Source organism: Variovorax sp. OK605 (genome assembly GCF_900115445.1).
Lineage (GTDB): Bacteria > Pseudomonadota > Gammaproteobacteria > Burkholderiales > Burkholderiaceae_C > Variovorax.
The window spans coordinates 426,500-443,070 of record NZ_FOWL01000004.1; the positions used below are offsets into that span (position 1 = coordinate 426,500).

Genomic DNA, 16,571 nt, shown 5'->3' on the forward strand with positions numbered 1-16,571 from the left:
CACGGATGCACCCGGTTACGATGCGCGCTTCCCCCTGCTTTTTTTGTTAACTTTCCCTCTCCTTTCTCTCTCGTCCGCCCTATGTCCCCTGCCACATCGCCTGCCGACGCCTCAGCCGCCGACAGCGCGTGGCCCCGCGTCGGGCAGCGCGAGCAGGACGGCCGGCAGTGGACGGTGGCCAGCGGCCGCTGGACCACGCTGGCGATGTCGTCCAAGCCGGCCTGGCAGGCGCTGTCAAAAAGCCTGAAAGACGCGCCCGCCGCCGACGATCGCGCCTGGGACCTGCGCCCGATCGAGCAGCTCGACCACATCGGTGCGCAGCTGCTGTGGGAACACTGGCGCCACCAGTGGCCGGCCACGCTCGAGATGTCGCCCCAGCACAAGGCGGTGCTCGACCAGGTGGCGCAGTACACCGTTTCCACGCCGGCCGAGCCCGCGCCCTCGCTGAACGAGCGCATCCGCGCGTTCGCGCACCACGGGCCGCGCGCCATGTTCGTCATGCGCGACCTGACCGGGCTGGTCGGCCAGCTCGCGCTGGACATCGGCACGCTGATCCGCGCGCCGCACCGCGGGCCATGGCGCGACTTCTCGGGGCACCTCTACCAGTTCGGCGCCACGGCGCTGCACATCACGGCGCTGGTCGGCCTGCTGATCGGCGTGGTGCTGGCCTACCTGATCTCGCAGCAGCTGCGCCAGTACGGCGCCGAGAGCTTCGTGGTGAACATCCTCGGGCTGTCGCTGGTGCGCGAGCTCGGGCCGGTGCTGGCGGCCGTGCTGATCGCAGGGCGCTCGGGCTCGGCCATCACGGCGCAGATCGGCGTGATGCGGGTGACGGAAGAACTCGACGCCATGCGCGTGATGGGCATTCCGCACGGCTTTCGGCTGGTGATGCCGCGCGTGCTGGCGCTGGCCATCGCGATGCCGCTGATCAGCCTGTGGACCTCGATGGCCGCGCTGGCGGGCGGCATGATGGCGGCCGACGCGGCGCTGGACATCTCGCCGGCCTACTTTCTCTCCGCGCTGCCGCGCGCGGTGCCCATTTCGAACCTGTGGCTGGCCATGGCCAAGTCGGCGGTGTTCGGCGTGATGATCGCGCTGATCGGCTGCTACTTCGGCATGAAGGTGAAGCCCAACACCGAGAGCCTCGGGCGCGGCACCACCTCGTCGGTGGTGACGTCGATCACCGCCGTGATCCTGGTCGATGCGTTGTTCGCCGTGCTCTTCAAGGGCATCGGTTTCAGGGCCTGACACCATGAGCATGCCCGTGCGTCCCGACACCGACGCCACCGTGGTGGACATCCGCGGCCTGTGGACCGTGTTCCAGACCGCCGACGGCGAACAGGTGGTGCACCGCGACCTGCAGCTGCACATCGACCGCGGCGAGGTGCTGTCGCTGGTGGGCGGCTCGGGCACCGGCAAGACGGTGCTGCTGCGGCAGATTCTCGGGCTGGAAAAACCCACGCGCGGCAACGTCGAGGTGCTGGGCCAGGAGCCCGGCGAACTGAGCGCCTCGGGCGCGGCCAACGTGGGCATGCTGTTCCAGCACGGCGCGCTGTTCTCGGCCTTCAGCGTGCTGGAGAACATCGCCTTTCCGCTGCGCGAGCTCAAGCTGCTGCCCGACGAGCTGATCCGCCACGCGGCGCTGGTGAAGCTGCAGATGGTGGGCCTGGGCCCGCAGCATGCGAACAAAAGCCCGTCGGACCTGTCGGGCGGCATGATCAAGCGCGTGGCGCTGGCGCGCGCGCTCATCATGGACCCGCCGCTGCTGCTGCTGGACGAGCCCACGGCCGGCCTCGACCCCGAGGCCTCCGACAGTTTCTGCGACCTGCTGCGCGGCCTGCACCGCGAGCTGGGCCTCACGGTGGTGATGGTCACGCACGACCTGGACACGCTGTTCGACCTGAGCACCCGCATCGCGGTGCTGGCCGACCAGAAGGTGATCGTCTCCGGCGCGGCGCGCGAGGTCATCGCGTACCCGCATCCGTTCATCCACGAATACTTTCTCGGCGGGCGCGGCCAGCGCGCCCTGGAAGCGCTGCATGACAAACCCGCCGGCGCCCCCGACGCATCCGGTACACAAGAGACGCAGCCCGCCCCGCAGGCGGGCCGCTGAAAGGTAGGTAGCCACCATGGAAAACAAGGCCCATGCCCTCGCCGCCGGCGCCTTCGTGCTCGGCTTGATCGCCGCGCTCGTCGCGCTGGTGATCTGGTTCACGCGCGACAACACCGTGCGCAACGTCTACGAGCTGTCCACGCGCGAGGCCGTCAGCGGCCTGCAGCCGCAGGCCATGGTGCGCTACCGCGGCATCGCGGTGGGCAAGGTGACCTCGATCGACTTCGACCCCAAGGTCGCGGGCAATGTGCGCGTGCGCATCACGGTCGACGAGCGCGTGCCGCTCACCACCTCCAGCTTTGCCACGCTGAGCTACCAGGGCGTGACCGGCCTGGCCTTCATCGCGCTGGACGACAAGGGCGAGTCGAAGGTGGCGCTGAAGCCCGACAACGACGACCCGCCGCGCATTCCGCTCAAGCCCTCGATGCTGGCGCAGCTGCAGGACCGCGGCGAAGCCATCATCAACCAGGTGGAAGAAGTGACCAAGCGCGCCAACCAGCTGCTGAGCGACCCCAACCAGAAGCGCGCGGCCGATGCGCTGGAGAACATCGCGGCCGCCTCGGCCAGCGCCAACACGCTGCTCAAGACGCTGGACAACACCGTGAAGACCGGCCTGAACCCGGCGCTGACGAAGCTGCCGGACACCATGGCCTCGGTGAAGAAGGCGGCCGGCGACGTCTCGCGCGTGGCCAACAACTTCAACACCACCGTGGGCCGGCTGAACGCGCCCGACGGCCCGGTGGAGCGCCTGAGCGACGGCACCAAGGCGCTTGCGCAGGCGGTGGATTCGTTCAACGCGGCCACGCTGCCGCGCGTGAACCGCGTGGCCGACGACACCTCGCACGCCGTGCGCCGGCTGGGCCGGGCGGCGGACAGCATCAACGACAACCCGCAATCGCTGCTGTTCGGCAACGGCGGCGCGGCGGCGGGCCCGGGCGAACCGGGTTTCAGCGCGCCGGCCGCGGCGCGGCCCTGACAGCGGACCCCGGGAGCGCAGGAGCACCGACCATGAACACCATCCGATCCCTGACCACGCCGCTGGCCCTCGGCCTCGTGCTGCTGGCCGCCGGCTGCGGCGCGCTGCCCGACAAGCCCCAGCGCGCCACCCTGTACGACTTCGGCCCCGGCGTGCCCGCGGCATCGGCCACCGGCACGACCGTGGCCAATGCGGCGCCCGCCACGCTGCCCACGCTGGCGCTGGCCGAGTTCGAGGCCAACGCCCGGCTCGACGGCACGCAGATCCTGTACCGCCTGGGCTATGCCGACGTGAACGAGTTGCGCCCCTACGGCCAGTCGCGCTGGAGCCTGCCGCCCGCGCAGCTGCTGCGCCAGCGGCTGCGCGACACGCTCTCCGAGCGCCGCATGGTGCTGGGCCCGGAAGAAAGCGCGACCATCGCGCGCGGCAAGGGCGAGGTGCCCGACATGCTGCGCATCTCGCTCGAGGAGTTCAGCCACTACTTCGACTCGGCCAGCGCCAGCACGGGCCTGGTGCGGCTGCGCGCCACGCTGGTCCGCAGCAGCACGGGCGGCGACCGCGTGCTGGGCCAGCGCCTGTTCACCGTGCGCCGCCCCGCCCCCAGCGCCGACGCGCCCGGCGGCGTGAAGGCGCTGATTTCGGCCAGCGACGGCGCGGTGGCCGAGGTGGTGCAGTGGGTGGACCAGTTGCAGCGGCAACAGCCCAGGCAGTAACCTGCGCCCACCTGAATTCATCTGAACCCCGGAGGCGCTACCCCATGAACGCAACGCGCATCGTCGGCATCCTGCTGATCGTGGCGGGCATCGCCGCCCTGGCCCTCGGCAGCTTCAGCTTCACCAAGGAAACCCACCAGGCCAAGCTCGGCCCGCTGGAGTTCTCGCTGAAGGAGAAGGAAACGGTCAACCTGCCGGTGTGGGCCGGCGTGGCGGTGATCGCTGTGGGCGGGGCGCTGCTGCTGTTCGGCGGCAGGAAAAGTTGAAGCGCTGACTAGCTTGAAGCGCGCTTGAAGGGCTGAAGCGCTTCAGCCCAGGCCCGCCAGCAGCTTCGGCAGCAGCTCTTCCGAGGTTCCGCGCAGCACCGCCGAGGCCGCATCGTCCAGGTGCGGCAGCGGCTCCACATTCAGCGTGACCAGCCGCGCGCCATGCGACAGCGCGGTCTGCGGCAGTTCGGCCGCCGGGTAGACGACGGTGGTGCTGCCGACCACCATGAACAGGTCGCACTCCTGCGCCGCCACCTGCGCGTCGAGCAGCACGCCGGCATTGAGCATCTCGCCGAACATCACCACGTCGGGCCGCGCATGCGAGCCGCAGCGCAGGCAACGGTGAAAGGGCCACGGGCCGCTGCGGTTGCCGCAATGGTCGCAGCGCCAGCGGCGCAGCGAGCCGTGCAGCTCGAGCACGTCCTGCCCGCCGGCCTGGGTGAGCAGGCCGTCGACGTTCTGCGTGACCAGCCGCGTGGCCGGGCGCAACCGCTGCAGCTGCGCCAGCGCGGCATGGCCCGGGTTGGGCAGCGCCGACTCGATCACCGACAGGCGCTGCGCCCAGAATCTGGTGAAGCCGGACGGGTCGCGCGCGAGGTCTTCGGCATGGGAGAACTGCAGGGCGTTCTGGCTTTTCCAGAGGCCGTCGGCGTCGCGGTAGGTCGGAATGCCCGAGGCGCGCGACAGGCCCGCGCCCGAGAAGACGACGGTGCGCCGCGCGTTGCGCAGCAGTTCGATGGCGGTCTGGAGGGAAGAGGAAAGATCGGGTGTGACTGGCGTCATCGCTCTGGTCTGGGGGAAATCGCCGAGGCTCAAGCTGGGGTGGGGGAAGCCGGGGAAGCTGGGGAGGTGGGAGCGGGGGCGCCCAGGCGCTGCGACACGGTGTCCGCGCAGGCCTTGAGCGCGCGGGCGATCTCGCCGTCCCACGCGGTATCGAAGATGGCGGCCGAGCCGATGGCGGTCACGGCCAGCACGATGGCGCCAGTGTGGTCGAAGACGGGCGCGGCCATGGCGCTGACCCCCTCGATGACCTCGCCGTCGGAGCGGCTGATGCCGTGCGTGCGCACTTCCCGCAGCTGGCTTTCGAAATCGCTCCACGACGGCAGCGGCTGCACCGGCGGCATGCCGGCGGGCGGTGGCGGCTCGGCCTTGCGCTGCTTCTGGCGCTGGCGCTCTTCCTCGAGCAGCCGGCGCACCACCTCGGCGTCGAGGTAGGTCGCGAACACGCGGCCCGAGGCGGTGTTGGTCAGCGAGAACACCGTGCCGTGGCGCATGTTCACGTGCACCGGCGAGGGCGACTCGGCCGTGCGCACGATGGTCGCGCCGCGCGCGCCCCACACGGCCAGCGCCACGGTGTGGCCGATCTGCTGGGCCAATTGCGCGATCAGCGGGGTCGCGATGTGCACCGGGTCGGCCTGCTGCAGGCTGATGAGCCCCAGTTGCAAGGCAAGCGGGCCGAGCAGATAGTGGCCGCTGGCGCGGTCCTGCTCGATCAGGCCCAGGCGCCCGAAGCTGACCATGTACGGATGCGCCTTGGCGGGCGTCATGTCGGCCTCGCGCGCGAGGTCCTTCAGCGCCATGGGGCGGCCGTGGTGCACCAGCGCGCGCAGCAGCTGTCCGCCGACTTCGATGCTCTGGATGCCGCGCTGGGCGCGGTCGGTGTCATTGGCTGCCATGGCCCGCCCGTCGTTCGTTCATGAAGAAGGGATTAGACATTAACTGATCCGAAGCTTACACTGCGAAAATTCGTTCAGAGCAAATTCATTCGCGTTAGACGAATTACTTTCGAACCGATTCAGATCCATCCCACCCTGCGACCCCACCGGAGACAACGATGAGCCAAACCAAGAAATTCGCCAGCCAAGCCGACATGGAAGAGAAGAAGGTCACCTTCAGCCAGATCTCGGAACATGCCTGGGCCTACACCGCCGAGGGCGACCCCAACACCGGCATCATCATTGGCGACGACTGCGTGCTGGTGGCCGACACCCAGGCCACGCCCGCCATGGCCGCCGACGTGGTGCGCCGCATCCGCGAAGTGACGGACAAGCCCATCCGGTACGTGGTGCTCACCCACTACCACGCGGTGCGCGTGCTGGGCGCGGCCGGCTACTTCGACAAGGGCGCCGGCCACATCCTGGCCAGCCAGGACACGCGCGACCTGATCGTGGAGCGCGGCGAGGAAGACAAGGCCAGCGAAATCGGCCGCTTCCCGCGCCTGTTCCAGAACGTGGAGAGCGTGCCCCCGGGCCTGACCTGGCCCACCATGACCTTCACCGGCAAGATGACGCTGTGGCTCGGCAAGCTCGAGGTGCAACTGATCCAGCTGGGCCGCGGCCACACCAAGGGCGACACCGTGGTCTGGCTGCCCCAGGAGCGCACGCTGCTGTCGGGCGACCTGGTGGAGTTCGGCGCCACGCCGTACGCCGGCGACGCCTACTTCAAGGACTGGCCGCAGACGCTGGACAACATCGCCGCGCTGAAGCCCGCCGCGCTGGTGCCGGGCCGCGGCGCCGCGCTGACCACGCCGGCCGAGGTGGCCGAGGGCCTGACGGGCACGCGCAACTTCATCTCCGACGTGTACGCCAGCGTGCAGGAAGGCGTGAAGGCCGGGCGCGACCTGAACGCGGTCTACAAGGACACCTACGAGAAGCTCAAGCCCAAGTACAGCCAGTGGGTGATCTTCGACCACTGCATGCCGTTCGACGTGAGCCGCGCGTACGACGAAGCCTCGGGCCATGCGGACCCGCGCGTGTGGACCGCGCAGCGCGACATCGACATGTGGAAGGCCCTGGAGGGCTGATCGGCATTCGCTCCCTCCCCTCCGGAGGAGGGCAGGGATGGGGGCGGACGGCCTCGAGCGCCGCGCGGCATTGAAGGCCGCTTGCCCCCATCCCAGCCTTCCCCCGGAAGGGGAAGGAGCAAAGACAGAAGACACAAGAGACACGGAGACAACACGTGATCGACTATCAAAGTCTGCGCTTCGACTACCGCCACCATGCCGACCAGGACGCGGCCACGCCCGCGCGCCACCCGGTCGTGATCGTCGGCGCGGGCCCCGTGGGCCTCACGCTGGCCATCGACCTCGCGCTGCGGCAGGTGCCCGTGGTGCTGCTGGACAACGACAACACGCTTTCCAGCGGCTCGCGCGCGATCTGCTTCGCCAAGCGCACGCTGGAGGTGTTCGACCGCCTGGGCTGCGGCGACCGCATGGTCGACAAGGGCGTGTCGTGGAACGTGGGCAAGGTGTTCTTCCACGACGAGCAGGTCTACCGCTTCGACCTGCTGCCCGAGCCCGGCCACGAGCGCCCGGCCTTCATCAACCTGCAGCAGTACTACGTGGAGGGCTACCTGGTCGAGCGCGCGGCCACGCTGCCGCTGATCGACCTGCGCTGGAACCACAAGGTGACGGGCATCGAGCAGCGCGACGACGGCGCGGTGCTCACCGTGGAAACGCCCGACGGCAACTACCTGCTGCAGGCCGACCACGTCGCCGCCTGCGACGGCTCGCGCTCCAACCTGCGCCAGCTGCTGGGCCAGGAGGCCAAGGGCCGCGTGTTCCGCGACCGCTTCCTGATCGCCGACATCACCATGGACGCGCAGCTGCCCACCGAGCGCCGCTTCTGGTTCGACCCCTCGTTCCACCCCGGCCAGAGCGTGCTGCTGCACAAGCAGGCCGACGGCATGTGGCGCATCGACTTCCAGCTCGGCTGGGACGCCGACCCGGTGGAAGAGCGCAAGCCCGAGAACATCACGCCGCGCGTGCGCGCGCTGCTCGACAGCATCGGCTTCACGGACGTGCAGTTCCAGATCGGCTGGGCCAGCGTCTACACCTTCGCCTGCCAGCGCATGGAGCGCTTTCGCCATGGCCGCGTGCTGTTCGCGGGCGACTCGGCGCACGGCGTGTCGCCCTTCGGCGCGCGCGGCGCCAACTCGGGTGTGCAGGACGCGGACAACCTCGCCTGGAAGCTCGCGGCCGTGGTGCAGGGCCAGGCGCCCGACGCGCTGCTGGACACCTACGCCAGCGAACGCGAGTTCGCGGCCGACGAGAACATCCGCAACTCCACGCGCGCCACCGACTTCATCACGCCCAAGAGCGAGGTCAGCCGGCTGTTCCGCGACGCGGTGCTGGCGCTCACCAGGCGCCACGCCTTTGCGCGCACGCTGGTCAACAGCGGGCGGCTGTCGGTGGCCACGGTGCTGCGCGATTCGCCGCTGAACACCACCGATGCCGACACCTTCGCCGGCGCGATGATGCCGGGCGCCGCGGCGGCCGATGCGCCGGTGGCGCGCGCCGACGGCAGCACCGGCTGGCTGCTGCGCGAATGCCATGTGGCGCGGTTCACCGCGCTGGTGTTCGGCCAGGGCGAGGCCGCCGAGCGCAGCCTGCAGGTGCTGCAGACCAGCGACCTGGCGCTGCACGTGGTGCGCGTGGAAGGCGGCGGCGCCGACGGCCAACTGGCCACCCAGCGCTACGACGCGCAGCCCGGCACCGTGTACCTGCTGCGGCCCGACCAGCACGTGTGTGCGCGCTGGCGCCGGCCCACGGCGGCGAACATCCGCGCGGCCGCCGACCGCGCACTGGCCAAGGCAACCCCATGAGCGCCATGCAGCAACACCTGATCACCACGCCCAACCTCGAGGCGCCCGACGACTTCTACGAGGCGCTCATCGAGGCGCACCAGGGCCTTTCCACCGAGGAAAGCCACGCCTTCAATGCGCGCCTTGTGCTTGTGCTGGCCAACCACGTCGGCGCGCTGGCCGTGCTGCGCGAGGCCTTCGACGCGGCGCGCGCCGGCTGAGCAGCCCGCACAGACACATGCACGTCCAACCTCATCGCGATTTTTTCGAAAGAGAAAGCACATGACCCAAGCAACCCCTGCTTCCGAGCGGCGCTACCAGAGCGGCTTCGGCAACGAGTACGCCTCCGAGGCCGTGCCCGGCGCCCTGCCCCAGGGCCGCAACAACCCGCAGCGCGGCCCCTTCGACCTGTACACCGAGCTGCTCTCGGGCACCGCCTTCACCGCGCCGCGCCACGAGAACCGCCGCACCTGGCTGTACCGCCGCCAGCCCTCGGTGGTGTCGGGCCGCTACCAGCCGTACGCGCAGGCGCACTGGAGCACCGGCGCCGACCGCGAGATCGCGCTGCCGCCCGAGCCGATGCGCTGGCACCCGATGCCGCTGGACGGCGCGGCCGAGGCCGACTTCATCGACGGCATGCACACCGTCGCGGCCAACGGCGATGCGGAGTCGCAGGTCGGCATCGGCTCGCTGATGTACGTGGCGGGCCGCTCGATGGAGCGCCGCGCCTTCGTCAACGCCGACGGCGAAATGCTGCTGGTGCCCCAGCAAGGCCGCCTCGTCATCACCACCGAACTCGGCGTGCTTGAAGTGAAGCCCGGTGAAATCGCCGTGCTGCCGCGCGGCATGGCGTTCAAGGTCGCATTGCCTGATGGGCTCTCGCGCGGCTACGTGTGCGAGAACTACGGCGCGCACTTTCGCCTGCCGGAGCTGGGCCCGATCGGCTCGAACGGCCTGGCCAACGCGCGCGACTTCCAGGCGCCGGTGGCGGCCTTCGAGGCTGAAGAAGGCGCCTACGAGATCGTCAAGAAATTCGGCGGCCGCTTCTGGCAGGCGCCGATGAAGCAGACGCCCTTCAACGTGGTCGCCTGGCACGGCAACCTGTCGCCGGTGAAGTACGACACGGCGCACTTCATGGCGATCGGCTCGATCAGCTTCGACCATCCCGATCCGTCGATCTTCACCGTGCTGACCTCGCCCAGCGACACGCCCGGCACGGCCAACTGCGACTTCGTGATCTTCCCGCCGCGCTGGATGGTCATGGAGAACACCTTCCGCCCGCCCTGGTTCCACCGCAACCTCATGAGCGAGTTCATGGGCCTGGTGCTGGGCGAGTACGACGCCAAGCCGGGCGGTTTCAAGCCCGGCGGCGCGAGCCTGCACAACTGCATGGTGCCGCACGGCCCCGACGAGGAAGCCTTCGACAAGGCCACCCGCGCCGACCTGAAGCCGCACAAGCTGGACAACACGCTGGCCTTCATGTTCGAGAGCCGCTACCGCTTCATTCCGACCAATTTCGCACTCCAGAGCCCCGCGCTCGACGCCGACTACGCCGACTGCTGGGCCGGCCTCAAAGATCAATTCAAAGCATGAAGAACGCATTCACCCTCACCCGCCGTGCAGCGGCCGTCGCGCTGCTCGCCGCACCTTTCCTTGCGCATGCGGCGGACTACCCGACCAAGCCCATCCGCTTCGTCGTGCCCTACAGCCCCGGCGGCACCACCGACCTGGTGGCGCGCACCGTGGGCCAGAAGGTGTCGGAGAAGCTGGGCCAGCCGGTGCTGATCGACAACCGCGGCGGCGCGGGCGGCAACATCGGCATGGACGCCGTGGCCAAGGCCGCGCCCGACGGCTACACCATCGGCTTCGGCGCCATCTCGACCAACGCGCTGAACCCGCACATCTACAAGTCGATGGCCTTCGACCCGCGCAAGGACTTCACCGCCATCAGCCTGCTGGGCACCTCGACCATCGTGCTGGAAGTGCCGGCGGTCTCGCCCATCAAGACCGTGCCCGAGCTGATCGCGGCCGCCAGGAAGAACCCCGGCATGCCCTACGCCACCGCGGGCGCCGGCACCTCGATGAACCTGGCCGGCGTGATGTTCGCGCAGATGACCGGCACCGACCTCGTGCACGTCGCCTACAAGGGCAGCGGCCCGGCCATCACCGACATGCTGGGCAACAACATCGGCGTGATGTTCGACAACCTGCCGGCCTCGCTGCCGCACATCCAGTCGGGCAAGCTGCGCGCACTGGCCGTGGCGGGCCCCGCGCGCTCGCCCTCGCTGCCCGACGTGCCGACCATGGCCGAAGCCGGGCTCAAGGGCTATGCGCTGGACCCCTGGTTCGGCGTGTACGGCCCGGCGAAGCTGCCGGCGCCGATCGTGAAGGCGCTGAACGAGGCCTTCGTGGAAGCGCTCGCCATGCCCGACGTGAAGGCCAAGCTGCAGCAGGCCGGCTTCTCGCCGCGCGGCTCCACCGCGCAGGAACTGACCACGCTGAGCGAGACCGAATACAAGCGCCTGGGCGATGTGGCCAAAAAGGCCGGCATGACGGCCGATTGAACCGATTCACAGAAAGACATCCATGACCGCACTCAACGCCACCCATGACCCGAAGCTGCGCAGCTGGGTCGCCTCGGCCAATGACGCCGGCACCGACTTCCCGGTGCAGAACCTGCCCTTCGGGCGCTTCCGCACCGCGGGCAGCAGCGACGCCTTCCGCATCGGCGTGGCCATCGGCGACCAGGTGCTCGACCTGCGCGCCACCGGCCTCGTCGACACCGACGACATGAACGTGCTGATGGACGCCAGCGTGAAGGACCGCCAGGCCCTGCGCGCCGCCATCTCCGCGGGCCTGGCCGAAGGCAGCGACAAGCAGGCCGCATGGTCGAAGGCGCTGCTCGCGCAGGCCAAGGCCGAGATGACCGTGCCTTGCCGCATCGGCGACTACACCGACTTCTACACCGGCATCCACCACGCCACCACCATCGGCAAGCTGTTCCGCCCCGACCAGCCGCTGATGCCCAACTACAAGTGGGTGCCCATCGGCTACCACGGCCGTGCGTCGTCCATCGGCGTGAGCGGCCAGAGCTTCAAGCGCCCGCAGGGCCAGACCAAGGCACCCGATGCCGCGTCGCCGAGCTTCGGCCCGTCGAAGCGGCTCGACTACGAACTGGAGCTGGGTTTCCTGGTGGGCCGCGGCAATGCGCAGGGCGAGCCGATTGCCATCGGCGAGGCCGAAGACCATCTGTTCGGCGTGACGCTGCTCAACGACTGGTCGGCGCGCGACCTGCAGGCCTGGGAATACCAGCCGCTGGGCCCGTTCCTGTCGAAGAACTTCGCCAGCACGCTGTCGCCGTGGATCGTGACGACCGAAGCGCTGGCGCCGTTCCGCGCCAGGTTCGAGCGCCCCGCCGGCGACCCGCAACCGCTGCCCTACCTCGACTCGGCCGCCAACCGCGAGAGCGGCGCGCTCGACATCACGCTCGAAGTGCTGCTGCAGACCGCGAAGATGCGCGCCGAAGGCGTTGCGCCCGTGCGCCTCACGCGCGGCAACACCACCGAAGCCGCCTACTGGACCGCCGCGCAGCTCATCACGCACCACACGGTGAACGGTTGCAACCTGCAGCCGGGCGACATGCTGGGCTCGGGCACGCTGTCGGGCCCGAAGCCGGACGAAGCGGGTTCGCTGATCGAGCTGACGCTGGGTGGCAAGCAGCCGATCACGCTGCCGAACGGCGAGAAGCGCACGTTCCTGGAAGACGGGGACACGCTGGTGATGCGCGGGTACTGCGAGCGTGCGGGCGCGGTGCGCATCGGGCTGGGTGAAGTCGCGGGGACCGTGGTCGCCTGAGGCTTCGGTACGGTTCCCTTTCCCCGCGTTGCTCCCTCTCCCTCTGGGAGAGGGTCAGGGTGAGGGCAGCGGCCTGGCACCATCGCGCGGACGTCATTGCCGCTCACCCTCACCCCAACCCTCTCCCCAAGGGGAGAGGGAGCAAGACAACTCGGCACCGTGATTCAACGCGCGGTCCCCCCTCCCGCGTTGTTCCCTCTCCCTCTGGGAGAGAGTCATGGTGAGGGCATCGGCCTGGGAACATCGCGCGGACGTCATTGCCACTCACCCTCACCCCAACCCTCTCCCCAAGGGGAGAGGGAGCAAGACAATTCGGCACCGTGATTCAACGCGCGGTCCCCTCTCCCCGCGTTGTCCCCTCTCCCTCTGGGAGAGGGTCAGGGTGAGGGCAGCGGCCTCAAACATCGCGCGGACTTGATGGCCGCATGCCCCCACCCTCCCCCGGGAGGCGAGGAAGCAAGACGAATCAGGGCGCGGCCGCCGGCGTTGCAACAGGCGACGGCCACGCCACTTCGCTTGCCACGCGCGGCTTGCCGATCGGCGCGGTCGCCTTGCCGATCTTCATCGCGGCCAGGTCGGCCTCGCTCGGGTACTGGTTCGCGAGCCAGTAGTCGAACACGCGGCGCGCAATGGGCGCCGCGGCACCGGCGCCCCAGCCGGCGTTTTCCACGATCACCGCAATGGCGATCTTCGGGTCGTTCACCGGCGCGAAGCCCATGAACAGCGCGTGGTCGCGCTGGTGCTCTTCGAGCGCGCGGGCGTTGTACTTGGTGTTCTGCGCCTGCGTCACGGCCTGCGCCGTGCCGGTCTTGCCGGCCGCCTGGTAGAGCGCGCCCGCGAACACGCCGCGCGCCGTGCCGCTGGTGACCACGCTGGTCAGGCCTTCGCGGATCACCGAGATGGCCGCCGGCGTGTAGCCGAGGTTTTCCGCCGGCACCGGCGGCAGCGGCACCACCTGCCCGCTCACCGTGTTGCGCGTGGCCAGCACCAGGTGCGGCCGGTGCTTGATGCCGCCGTCGGCCACGATGGAGGTGGCCTGCGCCAGCTGCAGCATCGTGAACGCGTTGTAGCCCTGCCCGATGCCCAGCGAGATGGTTTCGCCCGCGTACCACTTCTTCTGCTCGGGGCGCTTGTAGGTGTTGCGCTTCCACTCGGTGCTGGGCAGCACGCCGCGCACCTCGCCGCCCAGGTCGATGCCGGTGATCTGGCCGAAGCCCAGCGGCTTCATGGAGTCGTGGATCAGGTCCACGCCCATCTCGTTGGCCAGCGAATAGAAGTAGATGTTGCTCGACAGCTGGATCGCGCGGCGCATGTCCACGCCGCCCAGGTTGCCTTCGGGGCTGCCGAAGCGGTGGCCGCCGAAGTTGAAGAAGCCGGGGTCGTTCACCACCACGCTGGGGCCGCGCTTGCCCGTCTGCAGCGCCGCCAGCGCCATGAAGGGCTTGTAGGTGGAGCCGGGCGGGTAGGTGCCGCGCAGGGCGCGGTTCAGGAGCGGCTTGTCCAGCGACTCGGTGAGCGCCGCCCAGCTCTCGTTGTCGATGCCCTCGACGAACAGGTTGGGGTCGAAGGTGGGCTTGCTCACGAAGGCCAGCACTTCGCCCGTCTTGGGGTCGATGGCCACCACCGCGCCGCGCCGCTCGCCGAACATGTCTTCCACCAGCTTCTGCAGCTTGATGTCCATCGACAGCATGACAGTGTTGCCGGGCGTGGCCGGATGGCTCGCCAGGCGGCGCACGGCGCGCCCGCCGGCCGAGGTCTCCATCTGCTCGACGCCGGTCTGGCCGTGCAGCGTCTTCTCGTAGCTCTGCTCGATGCCGAGCTTGCCGATGTAGTCGGTGCCCTTGTAGTTGGCCTGTTCTTCCTCGTCCCAGTCTTCCATCGCGACCTTCTCGCGCTGGTTGATGCGCCCGATGTAGCCGAGCACGTGCGAGGCGAGTTCGCCCTGCGGATAGTTGCGGAACAGCCGCGCCTTGATTTCCACGCCCGGGAAGCGGTAGCGCTGCGCCGCGAAGCGCGCGACCTCTTCGTCGCTCAGGCGGGTGCGGATGGGAATGGAGTCGAAGCTGCGCGAGTCTTCGCGCAGGCGCTTGAAGCGGCGGCGGTCGCGCGGCGACACCTCGAGCACCTGGGTCAGGCTGTCGATGGTTTCATCGACGTCGGCCACTTTCGAGGGCGTGATCTCCAGCGTGTAGGCCGAATAGTTGGAAGCCAGCACGATGCCGTTGCGGTCGAGGATCAGGCCGCGGTTGGGCACCACCGGCACCACGGCCGTGCGATTGCTCTCGGCCTGCTCGGCCAGGTCTTCATGGCGCGTGACCTGCAGGTAGATCAGCCGCGCGCACAGCAGGCTGAAGGCGAACAACACCGCCATGCCGATGACGATCACGCGGCGCTTGAAGCGCGCGAGGTCGGCGGCGACGTTGCGGATTTCGGTCATGGCGGTGGGAGCTTAGGCGCGTGCAAGTGCTTTTGGCAAATGCACATGCACAAGGCACATGCAGGCAGCAGATGCGGGCAGCAGGGCTTAGAGGGGGCGGTTCTCGTCCGGTTCCGGCGTGCGGCGCTGGGGGGCAAGTAACAGTGCTGTTGCCAGAGGCCACAGCGCGGCCTCGATCGCGGGCGAGACCAGCACCGTCCAGCCGGGGAACACCCCGCCGCCGATCATGCGCGTGACCACCTCGATCAGCTGCGACAGCGCGAACAGCGGCAGCACCTGCAGCGCCTGCGAGAGCACCGGGTACCACAGCAGGCGCCGGTGGATGGTGATCGCGAAGAAGCCCAGCGTGGTGTAGGACAGCGCATGCTGGCCGAGCATGGACGACTGGTGCACGTCCATGCACAGGCCGAAGACGAAGGCCGCGCCGATGCCCACGCGCGAGGGCTGGTGCACGCCCCAGAACACGATCACCAGCGCCAGCAGGTCGGGCATCCAGACCGCGCGGCCGATGGGAACCATGTTGACGAGCAGCGCCACCACGAGGCTCGACCACATGAAGAAGGGGCTGACGGGCAGCAGCAGCTGCTGCTGGCCTGGTCGCTTGATCACCGGCGTTCCCCCTGCTTCTTCTCGTTCTTGCCCGCGCCGGGCTTGCCTTCGGGCCGCTTGCGCGGCGTGGCCGCGGGCGCGGCGGGCGGCGGCGCGGCCGGGTTGCCCGTGGGGGCCAGCACCAGCACGTAGCGCGCGGCCATCACATGGGCCAGCGGCACGCAGTAGATGCGGGCGAAGGCCGAGTCGGCGCGCCGTTCGATGCGCTCGATCTTGGCCACCGGCAGGCCGGCGGGGTAGATGCCGTCGACGCCGCTGGTGGAGAGCAGGTCGCCCTCCTGCAGGTCGGCGTTGGCGGCCATGAAGCGCAGCTCCAGCCCGCCGCCGTGCGCCGAGGCGTCGCCGAAGGCCACGCTGCGCACGCCGGTGCGGGTGTTCTGCACGGGAATGGACAGGTCGCGGTCGATCACCAGCGTGACCTCGCTCGTGAACGGCAGCACCTGCGTGACCTGGCCGAGCACGCCGCGCGAATCGATCACCGGCGAGCCGGGCGCCACGCCCTGGGCGAGGCCCTGGTCGATGACGATCTTGCGGGTGTACGGGTCGGCCGCGTCGTAGAGCACCTCGGCGGCGCGGCCCGGCGTGGTGGTGGTCTGGCGCAGCTCGAGCAGCTCGCGCAGGCGGGCGTTGTCCTGCGCCAGCGTGTCGGCCTGCGCGGCGCGTTCGGCCTGCATCATGAGCGCCTTGCGGGCGTCGTCCTCGTTGCGCTGCGCGGTCTGCAGGTCTTCGAAGTAGCGCCCGCCGCCCAGCACCGCCTGCACCGGCTTCAGCGCCATCCATTGCACGGGGTAGAGCACCGCGCCGAGGCCCGCTCGGATCGGTTGCACGATGTGGAAGCGGGCGTCGGCCACCATGAGGAACAGGGCCAGCGCGCCGAAGAAGATCAGCTTGCTGAGCGCCGACTGCCCCTGGTTGAACAGGGGGGGCGCTGTGCGATCGAGCGTGCCCAGAGGCATGAGTTCAGACCCGGCGGTGGTGCGGAATCAAATAACAAAAAGCCGGCCTGCGCAAGCAGAGGCCG

The 16,571-nt window shown here is 69.4% G+C and carries 16 protein-coding genes; 11 read left to right on the forward strand and 5 right to left on the reverse strand.

Going from position 1 to position 16,571, the window contains the following annotated elements:
* The first annotated feature begins 81 nt into the window (after positions 1-81).
* From BM013_RS13440 to BM013_RS13460, 5 genes are read left to right on the forward strand one after another with little or no spacing between them, the layout of a single operon-like run.
* Complete coding sequence (locus tag BM013_RS13440; RefSeq protein WP_093127718.1) at positions 82-1,248, forward strand: MlaE family ABC transporter permease; 1,167 nt, start codon at positions 82-84, stop codon at positions 1,246-1,248.
* 4 nt (positions 1,249-1,252) lie between these two features.
* Positions 1,253-2,113 (forward strand): ABC transporter ATP-binding protein, encoded by an 861-nt coding sequence (locus BM013_RS13445; protein ID WP_093127720.1) that lies wholly within the window; start codon positions 1,253-1,255, stop codon positions 2,111-2,113.
* Positions 2,114-2,129: 16 nt separating this feature from the next.
* Positions 2,130-3,089: an MlaD family protein gene (locus BM013_RS13450; protein ID WP_093127723.1), complete on the forward strand. Its 960-nt coding sequence runs from the start codon at positions 2,130-2,132 to the stop codon at positions 3,087-3,089.
* Between the two features lie 32 nt (positions 3,090-3,121).
* Positions 3,122-3,802, forward strand: a complete 681-nt coding sequence (locus BM013_RS13455) for an ABC-type transport auxiliary lipoprotein family protein (protein WP_093127726.1) — start codon at positions 3,122-3,124, stop codon at positions 3,800-3,802.
* Positions 3,803-3,846: 44 nt separating this feature from the next.
* On the forward strand, positions 3,847-4,068 hold the full coding sequence (locus tag BM013_RS13460) for a hypothetical protein (protein WP_093127728.1): 222 nt from the start codon (positions 3,847-3,849) through the stop codon (positions 4,066-4,068).
* A 42-nt stretch (positions 4,069-4,110) separates the two neighbouring features.
* Here BM013_RS13460 and BM013_RS13465 read toward each other — a convergent pair whose 3' ends face one another.
* On the reverse strand, positions 4,111-4,851 hold the full coding sequence (locus BM013_RS13465; RefSeq protein ID WP_093127731.1) for an SIR2 family NAD-dependent protein deacylase: 741 nt from the start codon (positions 4,849-4,851) through the stop codon (positions 4,111-4,113).
* A 29-nt stretch (positions 4,852-4,880) separates the two neighbouring features.
* Positions 4,881-5,744: an IclR family transcriptional regulator gene (locus tag BM013_RS13470; protein ID WP_093127733.1), complete on the reverse strand. Its 864-nt coding sequence runs from the start codon at positions 5,742-5,744 to the stop codon at positions 4,881-4,883.
* Positions 5,745-5,902: 158 nt separating this feature from the next.
* On the opposite strand from BM013_RS13470, the gene BM013_RS13475 reads away from it, so the two are divergent.
* The 6 genes from BM013_RS13475 to fahA all read left to right on the forward strand — a co-directional run bounded on the left by BM013_RS13475 (position 5,903) and on the right by fahA (position 12,504).
* Complete coding sequence (locus tag BM013_RS13475) at positions 5,903-6,871, forward strand: MBL fold metallo-hydrolase (protein WP_093127736.1); 969 nt, start codon at positions 5,903-5,905, stop codon at positions 6,869-6,871.
* A gap of 155 nt (positions 6,872-7,026) precedes the next feature.
* Positions 7,027-8,670: an FAD-dependent oxidoreductase gene (locus BM013_RS13480; RefSeq protein ID WP_093127739.1), complete on the forward strand. Its 1,644-nt coding sequence runs from the start codon at positions 7,027-7,029 to the stop codon at positions 8,668-8,670.
* Between the two features lie 5 nt (positions 8,671-8,675).
* Positions 8,676-8,870 carry a DUF2783 domain-containing protein gene (locus BM013_RS13485; protein WP_093128116.1) on the forward strand — a complete coding sequence of 65 codons (195 nt, stop codon included), beginning with the start codon at positions 8,676-8,678 and terminating at the stop codon, positions 8,868-8,870.
* Between the two features lie 61 nt (positions 8,871-8,931).
* A complete protein-coding gene (gene hmgA, locus BM013_RS13490; RefSeq protein ID WP_093127742.1) occupies positions 8,932-10,242 on the forward strand; it encodes a homogentisate 1,2-dioxygenase in 1,311 nt (436 codons plus the stop codon).
* Positions 10,239-11,213, forward strand: coding sequence for a Bug family tripartite tricarboxylate transporter substrate binding protein (locus BM013_RS13495; protein ID WP_093127744.1), 975 nt, complete (start codon positions 10,239-10,241; stop codon positions 11,211-11,213). The genes hmgA and BM013_RS13495 overlap by 4 nt, the downstream gene beginning before the upstream one ends.
* A 22-nt stretch (positions 11,214-11,235) precedes the next feature.
* Positions 11,236-12,504, forward strand: coding sequence for a fumarylacetoacetase (gene fahA / locus BM013_RS13500; protein WP_093127746.1), 1,269 nt, complete (start codon positions 11,236-11,238; stop codon positions 12,502-12,504).
* 466 nt (positions 12,505-12,970) lie between these two features.
* On the opposite strand, the gene mrdA is transcribed toward fahA, so the two are convergent.
* The 3 genes from mrdA to mreC form a co-directional block, all read right to left on the reverse strand.
* The gene (mrdA, locus tag BM013_RS13505; RefSeq protein WP_093127749.1) at positions 12,971-14,941 is read right to left on the reverse strand and encodes a penicillin-binding protein 2; all 1,971 of its coding nucleotides are present in this window, start codon (positions 14,939-14,941) and stop codon (positions 12,971-12,973) included.
* A gap of 87 nt (positions 14,942-15,028) precedes the next feature.
* Positions 15,029-15,550 carry a rod shape-determining protein MreD gene (mreD, locus tag BM013_RS13510; protein WP_093127752.1) on the reverse strand — a complete coding sequence of 174 codons (522 nt, stop codon included), beginning with the start codon at positions 15,548-15,550 and terminating at the stop codon, positions 15,029-15,031.
* Positions 15,547-16,506: a rod shape-determining protein MreC gene (gene mreC, locus BM013_RS13515; RefSeq protein WP_093127755.1), complete on the reverse strand. Its 960-nt coding sequence runs from the start codon at positions 16,504-16,506 to the stop codon at positions 15,547-15,549. The genes mreD and mreC overlap by 4 nt, the downstream gene beginning before the upstream one ends.
* Positions 16,507-16,571 lie beyond the last annotated feature (65 nt).